The organism is Paenibacillus tianjinensis, assembly GCF_017086365.1.
In the GTDB taxonomy this organism is placed as follows: Bacteria; Bacillota; Bacilli; order Paenibacillales; family Paenibacillaceae; genus Paenibacillus_AQ; species Paenibacillus_AQ tianjinensis.
Map to the genome: position 1 here is coordinate 2509050 of NZ_CP070969.1, position 18547 is coordinate 2527596.

Annotated in this window: 18 protein-coding genes; 17 read left to right on the forward strand and 1 reads right to left on the reverse strand. The window is 51.4% G+C overall.

From position 1 onward, the window contains the following. The 15 genes from JRJ22_RS11020 to spoVM all read left to right on the forward strand — a co-directional run bounded on the left by JRJ22_RS11020 (position 1) and on the right by spoVM (position 15397). Positions 1 to 897, forward strand: coding sequence for a YicC/YloC family endoribonuclease (locus tag JRJ22_RS11020; RefSeq protein ID WP_206104490.1), 897 nt, complete (start codon positions 1 to 3; stop codon positions 895 to 897). A gap of 50 nt (positions 898 to 947) precedes the next feature. Then, positions 948 to 1208 (forward strand): extracellular matrix/biofilm regulator RemA, encoded by a 261-nt coding sequence (remA, locus tag JRJ22_RS11025; protein WP_006209218.1) that lies wholly within the window; start codon positions 948 to 950, stop codon positions 1206 to 1208. A gap of 18 nt (positions 1209 to 1226) precedes the next feature. Continuing rightward, positions 1227 to 1796, forward strand: coding sequence for a guanylate kinase (gene gmk / locus JRJ22_RS11030; RefSeq protein WP_206104491.1), 570 nt, complete (start codon positions 1227 to 1229; stop codon positions 1794 to 1796). 54 nt (positions 1797 to 1850) lie between these two features. After that, positions 1851 to 2051, forward strand: coding sequence for a DNA-directed RNA polymerase subunit omega (rpoZ, locus tag JRJ22_RS11035; protein ID WP_206104492.1), 201 nt, complete (start codon positions 1851 to 1853; stop codon positions 2049 to 2051). A 332-nt stretch (positions 2052 to 2383) separates the two neighbouring features. Further along, entirely contained in the window at positions 2384 to 3616 is a 1233-nt protein-coding gene (gene coaBC, locus JRJ22_RS11040; protein ID WP_206104493.1) for a bifunctional phosphopantothenoylcysteine decarboxylase/phosphopantothenate--cysteine ligase CoaBC, read from the forward strand. After that, positions 3616 to 6147, forward strand: a complete 2532-nt coding sequence (priA, locus tag JRJ22_RS11045; protein ID WP_206104494.1) for a primosomal protein N' — start codon at positions 3616 to 3618, stop codon at positions 6145 to 6147. The genes coaBC and priA overlap by 1 nt, the downstream gene beginning before the upstream one ends. A gap of 62 nt (positions 6148 to 6209) precedes the next feature. Further along, positions 6210 to 6695 (forward strand): peptide deformylase, encoded by a 486-nt coding sequence (gene def / locus JRJ22_RS11050; protein WP_206104495.1) that lies wholly within the window; start codon positions 6210 to 6212, stop codon positions 6693 to 6695. A gap of 5 nt (positions 6696 to 6700) precedes the next feature. Next, positions 6701 to 7639: a methionyl-tRNA formyltransferase gene (gene fmt, locus JRJ22_RS11055; protein ID WP_206104496.1), complete on the forward strand. Its 939-nt coding sequence runs from the start codon at positions 6701 to 6703 to the stop codon at positions 7637 to 7639. Between the two features lie 122 nt (positions 7640 to 7761). Next, positions 7762 to 9135, forward strand: coding sequence for a 16S rRNA (cytosine(967)-C(5))-methyltransferase RsmB (gene rsmB / locus JRJ22_RS11060; protein ID WP_206105087.1), 1374 nt, complete (start codon positions 7762 to 7764; stop codon positions 9133 to 9135). A 249-nt stretch (positions 9136 to 9384) separates the two neighbouring features. After that, positions 9385 to 10425, forward strand: coding sequence for a dual-specificity RNA methyltransferase RlmN (gene rlmN / locus JRJ22_RS11065; RefSeq protein ID WP_232381107.1), 1041 nt, complete (start codon positions 9385 to 9387; stop codon positions 10423 to 10425). 6 nt (positions 10426 to 10431) lie between these two features. Next, positions 10432 to 11208 (forward strand): Stp1/IreP family PP2C-type Ser/Thr phosphatase, encoded by a 777-nt coding sequence (locus JRJ22_RS11070; protein ID WP_206104497.1) that lies wholly within the window; start codon positions 10432 to 10434, stop codon positions 11206 to 11208. Continuing rightward, positions 11205 to 13406 carry a Stk1 family PASTA domain-containing Ser/Thr kinase gene (gene pknB, locus JRJ22_RS11075; protein ID WP_206104498.1) on the forward strand — a complete coding sequence of 734 codons (2202 nt, stop codon included), beginning with the start codon at positions 11205 to 11207 and terminating at the stop codon, positions 13404 to 13406. Before JRJ22_RS11070 ends, pknB begins: the two co-directional genes overlap by 4 nt. 132 nt (positions 13407 to 13538) lie before the next feature. Further along, positions 13539 to 14444, forward strand: a complete 906-nt coding sequence (gene rsgA / locus JRJ22_RS11080; protein WP_206104499.1) for a ribosome small subunit-dependent GTPase A — start codon at positions 13539 to 13541, stop codon at positions 14442 to 14444. A 3-nt stretch (positions 14445 to 14447) separates the two neighbouring features. Further along, on the forward strand, positions 14448 to 15116 hold the full coding sequence (rpe, locus tag JRJ22_RS11085) for a ribulose-phosphate 3-epimerase (RefSeq protein ID WP_206104500.1): 669 nt from the start codon (positions 14448 to 14450) through the stop codon (positions 15114 to 15116). A gap of 200 nt (positions 15117 to 15316) precedes the next feature. Continuing rightward, positions 15317 to 15397 carry a stage V sporulation protein SpoVM gene (gene spoVM / locus JRJ22_RS11090; protein ID WP_020431362.1) on the forward strand — a complete coding sequence of 27 codons (81 nt, stop codon included), beginning with the start codon at positions 15317 to 15319 and terminating at the stop codon, positions 15395 to 15397. A 101-nt stretch (positions 15398 to 15498) separates the two neighbouring features. Here spoVM and rpmB read toward each other — a convergent pair whose 3' ends face one another. Further along, on the reverse strand, positions 15499 to 15687 hold the full coding sequence (gene rpmB / locus JRJ22_RS11095; protein ID WP_036686205.1) for a 50S ribosomal protein L28: 189 nt from the start codon (positions 15685 to 15687) through the stop codon (positions 15499 to 15501). A 191-nt stretch (positions 15688 to 15878) separates the two neighbouring features. On the opposite strand from rpmB, the gene JRJ22_RS11100 reads away from it, so the two are divergent. Then, positions 15879 to 17657 (forward strand): DAK2 domain-containing protein, encoded by a 1779-nt coding sequence (locus JRJ22_RS11100; RefSeq protein WP_206104501.1) that lies wholly within the window; start codon positions 15879 to 15881, stop codon positions 17655 to 17657. A 29-nt stretch (positions 17658 to 17686) separates the two neighbouring features. Beyond that, a complete protein-coding gene (locus JRJ22_RS11105; RefSeq protein WP_206104502.1) occupies positions 17687 to 18547 on the forward strand; it encodes a DegV family protein in 861 nt (286 codons plus the stop codon).

Consider the following 18547-nt stretch of genomic DNA (forward strand, 5'->3'; position numbering starts at 1 on the left):
TTGTCATTTAGCATGACCGGATACGGTCAATCATCCCTGCAATTCGGCGGTTACAAGATAACGTTCGAAGTCAAATCGGTGAATAACCGTTACTGCGAAGTTGTGCTGCGGATGCCCCGGGATTGGACGGTTTATGAGGATATGCTGCGAAGAATAGTTCAAAGTCATATCAAACGGGGACGGGTAGATGTCATCATTAATAGGGAAGTCACTGAAGAGGCTGCTTCCTTACAGGTTTTGAACCGTAATGCAGTGAAGTCCTACCTGAAGTCAGCGGAAGTGCTGAAGGATGAGTTCGGGCTGCCGGGAGAGTTGACTTTACGTGATATACTTTCTATGCCCGGGGTTATGGAACTGAAGGATGGACCGGCGGACGAAACGTCCGGTTCTGACGAAGAGTGTTCCGAGATGCTTGCACGGGGATTGACGCAGAGCCTGCAATCGCTGCTCCAGATGCGTGCCCGCGAAGGAAGCTATCTTGCTGCTGACCTGTTCAGCAGGCTTGGCCATCTGGAAGAGCTTCAGGCTAGAATGGCTGCTCTTGCCCCCGCTGTTGTAAGTGAATACCGAGACAAGCTAAGGCTGCGGCTAAATGAACTGAATGACGGAACGTTCCCTTTTGAAGAGCATAAATTCGGAATGGAAATTGCTATCTTTGCTGACCGCTGTAACATTGATGAAGAGCTTACCCGGTTGTACAGTCATTTTGAACAATGCAGGACTCTGCTGAACGGAAGTGAGCCGGCAGGACGCAAACTGGACTTTCTCATCCAGGAGATGAACAGGGAGACGAATACAATCGGGTCGAAATGCAATCATCTGACTCTGGTGAACCTCACACTTGAGATGAAGGCTGAGCTGGAGAAGATTCGTGAGCAAGCGGCGAATATTGAATAACAGGAATCTGTATACGCAAAGATGTAACTTATGGGGGGAACAACCGGAACATGGCAATTAAATTAATCAACATCGGCTTTGGGAATATCGTATCGGCCAACCGTATTATTTCCATTGTCAGCCCGGAATCTGCACCGATTAAACGTATTATCCAGGAAGCGCGAGACCGGCATATGCTGATTGACGCTACCTATGGCCGCCGGACGCGGGCCGTCATTATCACAGACAGCGACCATGTCATTCTGTCGGCCGTTCAGCCGGAGACTGTGGCACACCGCTTATCCAGCAAAGATGACGATAACGACGAATAACAACAATTGGAGTGTACTATGTCAAAAGGATTGCTGATCATTTTATCCGGACCTTCCGGCGTTGGCAAAGGCACAGTGTGTACAGCACTACGGCCAAAAATGCCCGAACTTGTCTATTCCGTTTCCGCCACCACACGTAGTCCGCGTGAAGGCGAAGAGAACGGTGTCAATTATTTTTTCAAGAGCAAAGAGCAGTTTGCGGCGATGATTGAAGCCGACCAGCTGCTGGAGTATGCGGAGTACGTAGGCAATTATTACGGTACTCCGCGTGATTTTGTGGAGCGGACACTTGAGAGCGGAAGAGATATTATTCTGGAAATCGAGGTTCAGGGAGCACTCAAAGTCAAAGAGAAATTCCCCGAAGGAATCTTTGTATTCCTGCTGCCGCCATCGATGGACGAACTCAAGGACCGTATCCGCGGACGCGGTACGGAGCATCCTGATGTGATTAACCACCGTATGTCCGTGGCGGAGGATGAGATTGGCCTGATCCGGCATTACGACTACGCCGTAGTGAATGATGAGATAGATCTCGCCTGCAAGCGCATAGAAAGCATTATTATCGCCGAACATTGTAAGGTAAGATGATATGCACTACAAAAATGGTTCATATTTACAGTAAAAGATGAAGAGGTGTCTTACGTGCTATATCCATCTATTGATGAAATGATGACTAAGGTTGACAGCAAGTACTCGCTGGTTGTCGCTGCAGCCCGCCGGGCAAGAGCACTCCGCGAAGGCGGTAAAACGGATGTTAAGTTGCCGAAATCGCATAAATTTGTTGGTGTGGCGCTGGAAGAAATCTACGAAGACCGCATTATTGTAACCCGCGGCGAAGAGTAATCCGGGAAGCCTGCTATGCCTACAGTAGAAACGGTCACCGCCAGCTTCATTCGCGGCACCGTTTCTTCTTCTGTTAGCGGAGCTTGTATTGTATAATGCTATATGTAGCCCATGCAGGGCTGATCCTGACAACCGGAAGGTTGTTATTTTTTTAAGATTCCGTTAATTTTTAGTCGATATCGGTTTCCTGCATGTCCCGCAAGAAACGGGTGCCGTCCTTTGTCTAAAGGCGATGCAGCCGTTTCTTCTTGCCGGAATATGAAACCATAAGGATATCTTTTTTCATAGCAGGTTCATTTGCTTCTTACAGGTTTGGAACAGGGGGGATTAAATTGAACAGCTTACAAGGCAAAACCATCATCCTTGGTGTTACAGGAGGGATCGCTGCATACAAGGCGGCGGCCTTGACCAGCAAACTAGCCCAAAAAGGAGCCGAGGTTCATGTCATTATGACGTCTTCGGCCAAGCAGTTTATTACCGAGCTGACGTTTCAATCGCTGTCCAAACAGCGGGTGTATAGTGATACCTTCCAGGAGCGCGACCCGGCTTCAATTTCTCATATAGATCTTGCCGGTTCTGCTGATCTGGTTCTAATTGCTCCAGCAACGGCCAATATTATTGGTAAAATGGCGCATGGACTGGCTGATGATATGCTGTCTACTACGCTGCTTGCAACTACAGCGCCAGTTATGGTCGCACCGGCAATGAATGTTCATATGTACCAGCATCCGGCGGTAATCAGTAATATGAACACACTTGCCGCTCGTGGTGTGCAGTTTATTGAACCGGGTGAAGGCCTGCTCGCCTGCGGTTATGTGGGGAAAGGGAGGCTGGAGGAGCCGGAAACGATTGTCCGCGTGGTAGAGGATTTCTTTGCTCGCCAGGCAGTCAACGAAAAGGGGCCTTTAGCCGGTAAAAAAGTAATTGTTACTGCCGGAGGAACGGTAGAACGGATTGATCCGGTCCGCTACATCTCTAATGATTCTTCCGGTAAAATGGGCTTTGCCATTGCCCGTGCCGCACGGGCAATGGGTGCGGAGGTTACCCTGATTGCTGCACGGACCGATGAAGCACCGCCGCAGGATCCTGAAATCTCATTAATCCGGGTAGAATCAGCACAGTCCATGCTGGAGGCCGTCACCAGCCGGTGGGATGATTGCGATATTCTGATCAAAGCTGCCGCAGTGGCTGATTACCGTCCGATGCACAGTGCTGACTCGAAAATAAAAAAAAGCGGAGATACGATGACCCTTGAACTGGTCAAGACAACCGATATTCTGGAGACTCTCGGGAAGATGAAAGACAGTCAGTTCCTGGTCGGATTTGCCGCTGAAACCGGCAACGCCGAGTTTTATGCAAAGGATAAGCTGGTCCGCAAAAATCTGGATCTTATCGTTGCCAATGATGTGTCCTCGGAAGGCGCCGGCTTCGGCACAGACACCAATATTGTATCCATTTACGATGCCGGAGGACTGGTGCTTGATCTTCCTTTGAGCTCGAAGGATGAAGTAGCACGCCGTCTGCTGAGCCTGGCGGCAGAGCGTATTTCCGGGGTAGCCTTATAATGGAAATAGCGAAGGTCATTGTCGATGTTCCTGTGCGCAGCACCGACCGGCCGTTCGATTATTTGATTCCTGATTCCCTGAAACTGTGGATAGAAGTCGGCAGCAGGGTAGCCGTTCCTTTCGGCCACCGGACGGTACAAGGTTTCGTAGTCTCACTTGAATCCGGAGAGACTGGCTCAGTCTCCAGTCTTAAGCCGATTCAGGAGGTCCTGGATCTCCTGCCTCCTTTGTCTCCCGAGCTGGTTGAGTTAGGCGACTGGATGAGTCAAAGATATGCCTGCAGACGTATCTCTGCCCTGCAGGCTATGCTTCCAACGGCTCTCAAGGGCAAAGCTGAACGTCTGATTTCTCTGGGGGAGGCTGCAGAAGAAGCAGCTAAGCCGGAGGATGAGCTGTTTCCGCTGTTTTTGGAGGATGACCAGGAGGAACGTACGATCATTGATTTTGTCAGACGGGGCGGAGAGGTCTCCATGAAGCAGCTGACCCGGACTTTTCCGGAGGCGGCGGAGACAGTGAAGTTTATGCTGCGGCGGGGAGTGCTGACCGAAAGCCAGTCCATTAAGGATAAAATAGGCAAAAAGAAGCTGAAGGCGGTAGATTTGGCGATTGGTCTGGCTGCAGCCCGCGAATCGCTTGGCAGTTTCCCGGCGCGTTCTGCCCGGCAGAAGGAAGTTTTAGCTTTTTTGATCGAAATGGAGCAGATGCTGCCGATGCCGCTGAAAGACCTGCTGTCAGTGCTGCAGGTTACAGCCGGCACGGTAAAAGCTCTTGAAGATAAAGGTTTCATCGAAATCACTGAGATCGAGGTGTACCGCGACCCTTACCGGGGGCGTGACTTCAAACCGAGTACACCGCTGCCTCTTACCCCTGAGCAGCAGACGGTATTCACAAGGATTGCCCATACGGTTGAAGAGCAGCAGCATGAAGTGTTTCTGCTGCACGGGGTTACCGGAAGCGGAAAAACGGAGATTTATCTGCAATGTATCCAGCGTGTAGTCGATCAAGGAAGACAGGCAGTCGTGCTCGTGCCGGAAATTGCGCTTACTCCGCAGATGGTGGAACGGTTCAAAGGCCGGTTCGGCAGCGGTGTAGCGGTCATGCACAGCCGCCTGTCCGTAGGTGAACGTTATGATGAATGGCGCAAGATCCGGGAGGGGAAAGCGAACGTTGCCGTCGGGGCGCGTTCGGCGGTATTTGCCCCCTTTTCCAATCTAGGTCTGATCATTATGGATGAAGAGCATGAATCCTCCTATAAACAGGAGGAGAATCCGAAATATCATGCCCGTGATGTCGCTGTTCGCCGTGCAGAGCAGGGTGGAGCAGCGGTTATTCTGGGATCAGCCACGCCTTCACTGGAGAGTTATCATGCGGCCAGATCACAAAGCGATATCCACTTCTCTCCAGTTCTGCTGGAGATGCCTACCCGTGCATTGGGCAATGAATTACCCAAAGTGCATGTAGTCGATATGCGTGATGAATTGAAGGAAGGCAACCGCTCGATGTTCAGCCGCAGGCTGCATACCGCACTGGAGAGCAGGCTCGAACGGGAAGAACAGACCGTGCTGCTGCTCAACCGCAGAGGTTTCTCCACCTTTGTGATGTGCCGGAGCTGCGGTTATGTGGCTACATGTCCGGAATGCGATATTTCATTGACGTATCACAGCCGAAGCGACAATTTGCGATGTCATTATTGTGGTCATGCCGAACCCTCACCGAAGGAATGTCCGGAATGCGGGAGTGAACACATCCGTTTCTTCGGGACAGGGACCCAGCGTGTAGAGGAAGAGCTGGGTAAGCTCTTTCCAGGCATTCGCGTCATCCGGATGGATGTAGACACCACGACAGAGAAGGGGTCGCATGAAAAGCTGCTGAACCAGTTCAGAGATAAGAAGGCTGATGTGCTGCTGGGAACACAAATGGTGGCAAAAGGTCTGGATTTTCCGGATGTAACGCTTGTCGGCGTCATCACTGCGGATTCCGCACTGAATCTGCCGGATTTCCGCGCAGCAGAGAAGACGTTCCAGCTCCTTACACAGGTCGCAGGCCGGGCCGGAAGACATCAGCTACCCGGTGAGGTCGTAGTGCAGTCCTACACACCAGAGCATTATTCCATCATTCATGCCAGCGGACATGACTATAATTCGTTTGTCCGGGAAGAACTGAAACACCGGAGAGATTTGCATTACCCGCCATATTGCCGTCTGATTCTTGTCACACTCTCACATGAGCAGCTTCCGCTGCTGCTGAAGATGGCGGAGAATTACGCACTTAATCTGCAGGGACGGGCAAGGCAGCTCCGCTGGTTCGGCAGTCTGGACAAGCTGTCCTCGGATGCGCTAGACCTGCTCGGCCCGGTTGCCTCACCTTTGCCCCGGCTGAAAGGCCGTTATCGCTTCCAGTGCATCGTGAAATGGCGGGGAGCTATCGATGCCATCGGACTGGCCCGCCAGGTAGCTGAAGAGCTGGAAGATTCAGTCCGTGACAATGGTCTGCAAATCAGTATCGATGTGGATCCGCAAATGTTGATGTAGATTACAGACATGATACAATGAAAGTACTATGAAATGTTCAGAACAAGGATGGTGTACGTGTAATGGCAATCAGATTAATTGTAAAAGAACCGGATGAAGTGTTGCACAAGACAGCGAAAACAGTAACGAAAGTAACCGCCAACGTCCAGAAGCTGCTGGATGATATGGCAGATACGATGTATGATGCCGAGGGCGTTGGTCTTGCGGCACCACAGGTGGGAATTCTGAAACGGCTGATCGTCGTTGATGCTGACGAAGAGCATGGGCTGATCAAGCTGATTAATCCGGAGATCATCAGCACGGAGGGCGAGCAGTTCGGCCCGGAAGGCTGCCTAAGTATTCCCGGACTTAATGGTGATGTGCGCCGTGCGGAGACGGTCACCGTACGTGGACTTGACCGTGAAGGCAATGAGGTCACCATTACGGGCAGCGGACTTTTGGCACGGGCTTTCCAGCACGAGATCGATCATCTTAATGGAGTCCTCTTTACGGACATTGCCGAGAAGGTTTATGAGTACAAAGCTGAACACAGCGAAGCCGGGGAGTGAATGAAATGAAGATAGTGTTCATGGGAACACCGGCATTTGCCGTGCCTTCATTGAAGATGCTCGTGGAGGAAGGCTATGACGTGGTAGCTGTTATCACCCAGCCTGACCGGCCGCAGGGCCGCAAGAAGACGCTAATGCCTACTCCGGTAAAGGAGGCTGCACTGTCTCTGGGGCTGCCAGTGCTGCAGCCGGAACGGCTGCGCCGTCCCGAGGCAGTAGCCGAGCTTGCTGCCTTTGAACCGGATCTGATTGTTACGGCCGCATACGGGCAAATTCTACCTAAAAGCGTACTTGATCTGCCTAAAAATGGCTGCGTCAATGTTCATGGTTCACTGCTTCCGAAATACCGCGGCGGAGCGCCTATTCAGCGCTGCATTATTAACGGGGAGAGCGTAACTGGCGTAACGCTGATGTATATGGCGGAAGGTCTGGATACCGGTGACATGATATCCCGCGTTGAGGTACGGATTGAAGATGAAGATACTGCTGGTGATCTGTTTGAAAAGCTGAGTCTTGCCGGTCGTGATCTGCTGAAGACTGAGATGCCTCGTCTGGCAAAGGGACGGGTAGAGGCAGCGAAACAAAATGACAGTGAAGCAACCTATGCGCCGAACCTCAGCCGCGATGATGAGCGGATTGACTGGAATGCGGGCTCACGTGAAATCTACAACCGTATCCGGGGGCTGGTGCCGTTCTCCGGCGCATTCACCCTCTGGAATGGTGAGACCTTTAAGGTATGGGCAGCGGCTAAACCTTCCGCAGGCATTAGCGCTGCGGTCAAAACGCCCGGTACAGTACTGGCGGTTAACGAGCGCGGTGTAGAGGTGAGCACCGGTGACGGATCACTGCTGCTGACCTCTGTGCAGCCGGCCGGCAAAAAAGCGATGAGCGCCGGCGACTTCAGCCGCGGTGCGGCAATGAGTCCAGGGACGGTGCTGGGTTGAGCGCGGGCGGCAATCACGGTGCGGGCCGTAGCGGGCAGCGTCCTCACAATAAGAGCGGAGCTCCAAAAGCTGCGGGCAGTACAGCGTCTGGGGGAACCGGAGCTAAAAAGGGAGGAAATGATATCCGCAAGAGTGGCAAGCAGGCGGCGGGTTCTGCCCGTGAGGTTGCGCTCGATGTTCTCGTGCGGGTCGAGCAGGAAGGGGCTTACAGCAATCTCCTGCTGAACAGCAGTTTGCAGAAGTCTGCGCTTAGCCGTGAAGATTCAGGGCTGGTAACGGAACTTGTATACGGCACAATTTCCCGGATGCTAACCCTTGATCACGTCCTGGGAGATTTCGTGAGCAAGGGTATCACGAAGCTGCAGCCTTGGGTACGCAATCTGCTGCGCCTTAGCTTGTATCAGATTATGTATCTGGACCGGATTCCTTCCCATGCGGCTGTTAATGAGGCGGTCAATATCGCTAAGAAGCGCGGACACCAGGGCATATCAGGCATGGTTAACGGCGTACTCCGCAGTGTACTGCGTGCAGGGGAGCTTCCGGTACTTGGCAAGAATATCAGTGAGGCAGAGAGAATTTCCATTCTTCATTCTCATCCGCTCTGGATGGTAGAGCGCTGGAGTGCAGAATATGGGATCGAGACGGCAGAGGCTATGTGCGCTGCTAACAACGAACCCCCGGCAGTCAGTGTTCGTGTGAACACAACGATGATCAGCCGTGACGGTCTGCTGGCGCAAATGCAGGATTCAGGATTGGATGCTGCTGCCTCCAAAGTAAGCCCGTATGGTATCGTGGTTAAAGGGGGCGGCAATCTGGCCCTGTCTGCCTGGTACAAGGACGGATATCTGTCTGTGCAGGACGAGAGCTCCATGCTGGTCGCCGAAGCTGTAGAACCTGAGCCGGGAATGAGGGTGCTTGACTGCTGTGCAGCTCCCGGCGGTAAAAGCGCGCACATGGGTGAACTGATGAAGGATGAAGGATATATTTATGCGAATGATCTGCATGCCCACAAAGCCAAACTGATCTCCGACCAGGCGGAACGCCTGGGGCTGGACTGCATCACTACAGGCAGCAGTGACGCTCTTGAACTTGCAGCAGCGCTGCCGCCTGAATCCTTTGACCGGATTCTGCTGGATGCGCCCTGCTCCGGTCTTGGGGTTATCCGCCGCAAGCCTGATCTTAAATGGCGCAAGCAGCCTGATGACGTAGCCAGCGTAAGTGCTCTGCAGGGAGAGCTGCTGCAGTCGGTGTCCCGGCTGCTGAAGCCGGGCGGCGTGCTGGTGTACAGTACCTGCACGACTGAACAGGCTGAGAACAGCGGCATTGTCGCTGAGTTTTTAGAGCAGAACCCCGACTTCGCTCCGGTGAGCTTTGACTCTCCTGTCTGGGAGCGTCTTGGTGATACGGCGCTGGCCGCAGGTCAGGGAATCCAGCTGCTGCCGCAGCATTTTGGAAGCGACGGATTTTATATTGCCCGGCTCCGGCGACTCTTGTAAAATAGTAAACCGGCAGGGGAATTACAGAAGTCCCGCCCGCAGATTTTGGTGCGCGGCGGGCTTTTCTTTTACCGTCTCTGATATTTGTGTTAAAATAGGAAGAATGAGAAATAATACGCATATCCGTTAGGATAATCGTCATATCGTCCTTTTAAGGACGGTATTCGTTTTGTGCTGATACAGAAGCTGGTCCGCAGTCGTCCCGACCCATTGATTTTATACTTTATGAAAGAACAGGTGCTAAATATAATGAAACCTTTAATATATGATTTCTCTTTGGAAGAGTTGCAGCAGTGGGCCAAAGATAACGGAGAGCCTGCTTTCCGCGGCGGCCAGATTTTCGACTGGCTGTACGTGAAACGCGTCAATGACTTTGAGTCCATGAGTAACCTGTCCAAGGCGCTCCGCGCCAAGCTGACGGAGCAGTTCAGCATTAATGCATTGACTGAGATTACAAAACTGGAGTCTAAGGACGGAACCGTTAAATTCCTGTTCGGTCTGCATGATGATCATGCGATCGAGACAGTTATTATGAAACACAATTATGGAAACAGCGTATGTGTTACGACACAGGTAGGGTGCCGGATTGGCTGTACATTTTGTGCCTCTACACTGGGCGGACTAAAGCGCGACCTTACAGCCGGCGAGATCGTTGCCCAGGTTGTCCGTTCCCAGCAGATTCTGGATGCACGCGGTGAACGCGTCAGCAGTATCGTAATTATGGGTACGGGAGAGCCGTTTGAGAATTATGACGCCACGATGCGGTTCCTGCGTTTGATGATTCATGAGAAGGGACTCAATATCGGCCAGCGTCATATCACAGTATCTACAAGCGGAATTGTGCCGAACATCTACAAATTTGCTGAGGAAGACACACAAATCAATCTGGCGATTTCGATTCATGCACCCAATGATGCGTTGCGCTCCAAGCTGATGCCGGTCAACCGGCGTTACCCGTTCGATGATGTAATTGAGTCCTTGCGTTATTATCAGGCCAAGACAGGCCGCCGGATCAGCTTCGAATATGCGCTGATTGGCGGAGTCAATGACCAGCCGGAGCATGCGAAAGAACTGGCCGGTGTGCTCAAGACCATGCTGTGCCATGTCAACCTGATTCCGGTCAATCATGTACCGGAGCGCAAATATGTGCGGACTTCCCGCAATGATATTTTTGAATTTCAGCGTATTCTGGCCGACCAGGGTGTGAATGTAACGATCCGCCGTGAGCAGGGCCATGATATTGCGGCCGCATGCGGACAGCTGCGCGCCAAACATATGGAGTTGGGGTGAGGATATTTGATCAGAACAGTTCATGCCAGCGACGTTGGCCGGGTACGTACCGTCAATGAGGATTCGGTCTGGATCGGCACAACACGTCACGGTTATACCCTCGGCATTATTGCCGATGGAATGGGTGGACATTTAGCAGGAGACACTGCGAGCAAGCTCGCGCTGGAGACCATGCGCAGCACACTCGACGGGCTGCCGCCGGATCTTCCGGAGGAAGAGCTTAGAGAAGCGCTGTCGGCTGCCATAATGGAGGCCAACCGCACAGTCTTTACCGAGGCTTCGCGCGACGAAAAGTACCATAACATGGGTACGACAGTGGTTGCTGTTCTACTTCAAGGGCCGGCAGGATATATTGGCCATATCGGAGACAGCAGAGCCTATCTTGTTAAAGACGGTGCCGCAATTCAATTAACCGAGGATCATACGCTGGTCAATGAGCTGTTCAAAAACGGCCAGATCAGCCAGGAGGAGCTTGGCAATCATCCGCGCCGCAATGTACTGACTAGAGCGCTGGGGACGGATGCCGAGGTTAAGGCTGATTTGGCTCCCGTAAGCTTGTCCCTGGGGGAACTTCTGCTGCTGTGCAGTGACGGTCTGAGCAATTTCGTCAGCCAGGAGCATCTGGGCAAGGTTGCCGGAATTCATGAAATACCGTTAGAGGAAAGAGCGGATCGATTACTTCAACTGGCACTATTAGCCGGTGGCGGCGACAACATCAGCGTCGCTATGTTAGAACATCAAGGAGAGGCCGCTGTGCCCGAGACAAAGGAGTGGAATAGATGATCGGTCACGAATTGGGCGGCCGTTACCAAGTCATCGAACGGATCGGGGGAGGTGGCATGGCGCTTGTCTACAGAGCCCATGACATTTTGCTTAACCGGAACGTCGCCATTAAAGTATTAAGAAATCAGTTTGTACATGACGAGGAGTTCATCCGCCGCTTCCGGCGTGAGGCACAATCGGCTGCTTCCTTATCGCATCCGAATGTAGTCAGTATCTACGATGTAGGTCAGGAAGAGGATGTCCATTACATCGTGATGGAGTATGTTGAAGGTAAGAACCTGAATGAAATTATTAAAGAACGGGCGCCGCTTCAGGTAGATGAATCTATCCGGATTGCTTCCCAGATTTGCGATGCGCTTGATCATGCCCATCAGAATCAGATTATTCACCGTGATATTAAACCTCATAACATCCTGATTGGACGCAACGGCCGTGTTAAAGTAACGGATTTCGGTATAGCCCGTGCAGTTACTTCTACCACAATTACCCAGACTGGTTCTGTAATTGGTTCTGTGCATTATTTTTCACCGGAGCATGCCAAAGGTGTGATGACCGGAGAAAAGTCCGATTTGTATTCGCTCGGAATAGTACTCTACCAGATGTTAACCGGTGTGCTGCCTTTTTTGGGTGAAAGCCCGATCAGCGTAGCGCTTAAGCATCTGCAGGAGGAATTTGAAGAGCCTCGGCTGCTGAATCCGCTGATTCCGCAAAGCGTGGAGAATGTGATCCTGCGTTCCATGCGCAAAAATCCGGATGAGCGGTATCAGTCTGCTAAGGAGATGCTTCAGGATCTGGAGACCTGCCTGCTGCCTGAACGGCGCAGCGAAGCCAAGGCCTTGTTCCATGATGAGGATGATGAAGACCGGACAAGGATTATCCCGGCGATCAAACCGATTCAGCGTGGTCTGGGCAGCCGCAGCGGCGGGGGTGAAGAGCGGATGCGCCGTATGGATGAGGAGGAAGACGTTCCGCCTGCACTGAACAGCAAGAAAAAATGGGGGCGTCCGGCATTATGGATAGGTCTTACCCTGCTTTTATTGCTGGCCATGGGCAGTGTGGTCTGGTATGTGAACTCCAAGCTGGTGGTTGCCGAAGTCACTGTTCCGGATGTAACTAACCAAACTCTGGAAAAGGCTACCGCAATGCTGGATGAGGTTGGGCTGATCGTGGAGGATCCGGTTGTAGAGCAATACAACCCGAACTTTGACGAGAATGTCGTCTGGGAGCAGAATAAAAAGAAAGGCACTGTGGTAAAAGAAGGAACGCATGTTGTTCTAACAGTGAGCACTGCAAAGCCTACTTCAAATGTGCCTTCATTGTCCGGCAAAACCTATGATGATGCTGTAAAAGCTTTAATGGCGGAAGGTGTGGAACAAAGCCGCATCAGCCCGGATCCGCGATTTAGCGAAGATTTCCCTGAAGGACAGGTAATCGGCACTGAACCGGCGGAAGGCAGCGAATATGATCCGGAGACAGCTACAATTAAGGTCATTGTCAGTAAAGGTGAAGAAAGCAAGCCGATGCCTGACCTGACAGGCAAAACCCAGGATGAAGCCAAGGCAATATTGGAGGGCTTGGGACTGGTGCTGGATGAGGTCAGTGAAGATACCAGCTACTCCGTCGATAAAGGGAAAATCACGAAGCAATGGCCTTATGAGAAAGACGATATGGTATCTCCCGGAGATAAGATCTCCATCTCCCTGAGCACAGGATTCCCGCCGGAAGCGTTGAATTATACTTTCAATGTGCCGGTAGCACCTTCAAGCGACGGGAAGAAAACTAAAATTCGTATCGTGTATTCCGATGCCCGCAACGATGGGGAGCCTCAGGAGTGGGGGACGCGTACGATAGCGAAGACCCAGGTATTGTCTGTGAATCTGGTTCTGGCTCCGAATAAAGACGGGGCGGTTTCGATCTACCAGGACGGGGAATACATCGAGGCTTATGAGATCCGCTATTCCGATGCCAAGAACGGCACGGTGCAGCAGCCTGAACCTCCGGCGACACAGACACCGGAGCCTACCGTAGCACCTACCGAGACACCGGCAGAACCTACGGTAGAGCCTGAGATCCTGCCACCGGGTTCTGAAGAAGGCGGTAATGCAGGCGGTACCAACCAAACCGGTTATATCGTGGACAACGCCTCAGAAGGTCAAAGTAATAAAAAAGGTAAAGATAAGGACAATAAAAAGAATTAAAGCAAGAACCAATAAAGAGAAAAGCTGCAGCTGTTCCAGTTCATTAGCGGTAAGGCTGCGGCAGCGAAATGACCCGGGGTGTTTTTAGCTTGGGTCATTTGCGCAAAATCAGGAGAGGAAGGCTCATTATGTATGCCTGAAGGAATCATTGTAAAAGCGCTAAGCGGTTATTATTATGTAAAACCGCTGCATAACGGACTCATTGCGACAGAAGAAGAGGCTGTACAGTGCCGTGGACGGGGGATCCTGAAGAAAAGGGGAGTCGCTCCGCTAGTAGGAGACCGAATTATCTACGTTCTGACCGAAAATGGGGAAGGGATGGTCGATGAGATCCTCCCCCGGGAATCCGAATTAATCCGGCCCCCTGTAGCGAACGTCAAGCTGGCGGTGCTGTTGTTCTCGGTACGTGAGCCGGACATGAATTTGAATCTGCTGGATAAGTTTCTAGTGCATATCGAGCACTCCGGATTGGAACCCCTAATTGTATTAACGAAGCAGGATCTGGCCGTTGACGAAGGTGAAGCCACAGCCCTTGTGAAAGAGCTGTACGAGCGTATCGGTTATGAAGTGATGATTACCAGCTCTTTAACCGGCTCGGGCAGTGATGAGCTACGCAGCAGGCTGGCCGGAGTGATTAGCGTCTTCTCCGGTCAGTCCGGAGTCGGCAAATCGACGCTCTTAAACCGGCTGGTGCCGGGGCTTGAGCTGGAAACAGGTGAAATCAGCATGCGGCTGGGGCGGGGGCGTCATACCACCCGCCATGTCGAGCTGATGGATATCGGGAACGGCGGATTTGTAGCTGATACACCAGGCTTCAGCCAGCTGGATTTTTTGGAGCTGGGTGTGGAGGAGCTGTCGGTCTGTTTCCGGGAATTTGCTTCCTATGCGGAAAATTGCAAGTTCCGCGGCTGCAGCCATCTTCATGAGCCGGGCTGCCGGGTCATAGAGGCCTGGCAGGCCGGTGAGATCGCAGACAGCCGCTATGATCACTACAAGCTGTTTTACAATGAAATGAAAGACAAAAAGCGGAGGTACTAACCTATGATATTACTAGCCCCATCCATTTTATCTGCCGATTTCGCAGCACTTGGTGCTGAAGTCGCGGAGGCTGAGGCCAGCGGCGCAGACTGGATTCATGTAGACGTGATGGACGGCCACTTTGTGCCGAATATTACACTTGGGCCACCGATTGTTAAGGCGGTAAAGGCGCATACCTCTTTGCCGCTGGATGTTCATTTGATGATCGAAAATCCGGAGCGTTATATCGCTGAGTTCGCAGCTGCTGGCGCATCTGTTATTACTGTACATGCCGAAGCATGCGTACATCTTCACCGTGTAGTTCACCAGATTAAGGAGCTGGGAATTATGGCGGGAGTGGCGATTAATCCGGGAACCCCGGCTTCTGCTGTACGTGAGGTGCTTGAGGATGTGGATATGGTGCTGGTTATGACGGTGAACCCTGGTTTTGGCGGACAGGCTTTTATTCCTAATACGATGCGTAAAATCCGCCAGATCCGTGAATGGGCCAATGAAATCAATCACAACAATCTGCGGATTGAAGTCGATGGAGGGGTTGCGGAGAACACCGCTCCAATCGTCGCTGAGGCTGGCGCAGACGTGCTGGTGGCCGGCAATGCCGTATTTGGACGTACTGACCGTGCAGCTGCAATACGGGCAATCCGTGAGGCTGCAGAGAGTGCAGTCCGTTAATTGCAGCTTATGAGCAAGCATTGAGGGATTAAGGTATAGGCCAAGTTATGGCCGCATAAATATGGTTACATGAGCAGAAATCTCATGTAGCCTTTTTTTGTACATCAAGGGAGGTCTGCAGTTCGTCTGGGTTCAATTATGTATACGGAAATTAAGGGAAGTCTCCTACCGTATGGCAAGAATTGATGGGAGGGTTAATGATGAAATTTTACACGTTTAAGCTGCCAAGATTTTTGGGAGGTTTTGTTAAGGCGATATTGAACACGTTTCAGAAGAGCTGAGTTCATAACCGAACAGAGAACATGAAAAAAAGCACCTTACGAATGTAAAGGGTGCTTTTTGCTTCATATAAGATATCGCTGGGCCCTGGAATAATCCAAGACTAAACGCGTTCAACTTTGCCGGCTTTCAAAGCACGGGTGCTGACGTACACGCGTTTTGGTTTTCCGTTCACGAGAATACGGACCTTCTGAACGTTAACTCCCCAAGAACGACGGTTGCGGTTGTTTGCGTGAGACACGTGGTTACCGCTGCTTGGCTTCTTGCCTGTTACTGCACATTTGCGGGACATAGATTACACCTCCTTGTTACTTACACCTGCGTAAAACAATACTTAAATATAATATCACAGCAAAATTTGCTACGTCAACCGATTCAAAAACATTTATTTCTTTTGGCTCTTATAGTACAATGTAAATTAGTGCATTATGTCCAGTTAATCATAGAATTGATTAGGCATGAAGTTAGGAAGGGGAATTCTCATTGAGTAAGCGTTCTATAAACGGAGCAGATTTTACCGCAATGGTACTCGCCGGTGCGGAAAAGCTGCAGCAGCATGCAGAGCACGTCAATTCCTTGAATGTATTTCCGGTTCCGGATGGAGATACAGGAACCAATATGAATTTGACGATGACCGCAGGTGCGAACGAATTGAAGAAGAATAATACCGCCTCAGTCGGTCAATGTGCAGGAGTACTCTCCAAAGGTCTATTGATGGGCGCACGGGGAAACTCCGGCGTTATTTTGTCACAGCTGTTCAGAGGTCTTGGACGCTACGCCGCCCAATATGATGAGCTGAACACGCAGCAGTTCGCAGCAGCGCTGCAGACCGGTGTGGATACGGCCTACAAAGCAGTGGTTAAGCCAGTGGAAGGAACCATCCTTACCGTCGCCAAAGAAGCTGCCAGACATGCCGTATACTATGCCCGCCGTACCACTGATATTACTGAACTTATGACAGAAGTATTGTCCAAGGCAAAAGAAGCATTAGCCAATACACCGGAATTGCTGCCGGTCCTGAAGCAGGTTGGAGTAGTAGACTCCGGCGGCCAGGGTCTGGTCTACATTTATGAAGGATTCCATCAGCATTTGACAAGCGGAAGCCTCGGCGTGCAGACCCCTGCGCAAGGACAAGCTCCTGCCCCTGCAACTGCAGCGGTCCCCGTGCTGACTAAACAAGAAAATGTATTGTCATCCGTACAATCTTCCGCTCAATCCCAGCTTTCTACGGAGGATATCGAGTTTCTATATGATATGGAATTTTTCATCAACCGCCAGCTTGGCGCATCCGTGAAAGCGGATTTTGATGAGGAAACTTTTAGGAAAGCGTTATCAGTCAACGGAGATTCCATTATTGTCATTTCCGATGATGAAACGATCAAAGTACATGTACATTCCAAAACGCCTGGTGAAGTGATGAGCTTAGCACTCCAATATGGGGAGATCACTCAAATTCATATTCTGAACATGCGCGAACAGCATCGTGACTTGTTGACCGCGGGGATGGATATTGCGCCTATGCCGGAGCTGTTCGCGGATATGCCTACAGAGCAGAGCTCGGTGCAGGCTCCGGCTGTTCCGCCGGCGGATGATATGGCGCCATACGGTTTCATTGCAGTATCTTCAGGGGAAGGCATTTCCGATATATTCAAAAGCCTTGGAGTCGATGCCGTGCTTGCTGGCGGACAGACCATGAATCCGAGCACGGAAGATTTCGTAAATGCGATTCATTTGATCTCTGCGAAGCATGTCTATATTCTGCCAAACAATTCCAACATCGTGCTTGCCGCACAGCAGGCCAAAGAGCTGCTTGAAGGTGAGAGAGACATCACCGTGATCCCAAGCAAGAGTATTCCGCAAGGAATTGCTGCAGCCTTTGCCTTTCAGGAAGAGGATGCTGTGGACACCAATACCGAGAATATGCTTGAAGCCATTTCTCAAGTGAAGTCCGGGCAGGTGACGAATGCGGTTCGCGATACGGTCATCGAAGATCTGGAGATTAAATCCGGGCAGTTTATCGGTATTTCCAACTCGAAGATTGTAGCGGCCTCTGATGAGTTGCTTACAGCAAGTAAGGCCCTGCTTACGACCATGCTGGAGAACGGGGACGAGATAGTGACCGTCCTGACCGGTTCTGATGCCGAGGCAGGCGTAACAGATTCACTCGGAAGCTGGCTTGAAGAAACGTATCCGCAGGTGGAAGTAGAAGTGCATGAAGGCGGACAACCGCTTTATTATTATCTTTTCTCTGTGGAACCATAGGTTCATATTAAAGTTTGGGGAGGAAACCCATGAATCGTACGGTCATTGTCACTGACAGCACATCAGATATCCCGCCGGCACTGGCGGAGAAGTACGGCATTGAAGTCGTACCGCTTACGCTTATGTTCGGTGAAGAAGCTTTCCGGGATAATATCGATATGACACCGGAACAGTTCTATGAGCGTCTTCCCCGCTCACCGCAGTTACCGACAACTTCTCAGCCATCACCGGTTGAATATATGAAGGTGTACAGCAGCATTTTGGAGCGTAACCCTGATTGCCGTGTACTTTCTTTTCATATTTCATCCGGGCTCAGCGGTACATACCAGTCCGCCGTGCTCGCCAAATCGATGCTTGAGGAACAGGGAGAAGTTATCACTGTTGTTGATTCACTGTCCGCATCCTACGGGTTCGGATTTATGGTAGTAGCAGCTGCGCGAATGGCAGCGGAAGGCAAGGCGCCGGCAGAAATTCTGGAATCCGTAGAACAACTGCGCCAGTCCCGCAAGTTGTATTTTTTGGTCGATACACTGGAATATCTGCAGAAAGGCGGCAGAATCGGCAAAGCGTCTGCAATTCTGGGCACGCTACTCAATATTAAGCCGATACTTTCCATTGATGCCGAAGGTATCATCTATGCGGTAGAGAAGGTCAGAGGCCGTAAAAAGGCAGTAGCCCGAATGATCGAGCTGTTCAAGGGGGATCTGCCGGGTGTGGACAAAATCAACGTGGCCGTGGGTCATACGGCTGAACCGGCTTACGGCGAAGAATTCCTGCAGGAATTGGCCGGGCACTTTACCCTGGAAGAGAAGGTGCTGACCAATGTCGGTCCCGTTGTAGGCAGCCATGTGGGCAACGGTACTCTAGCCGTATTCATTTGGCCCGCGTAA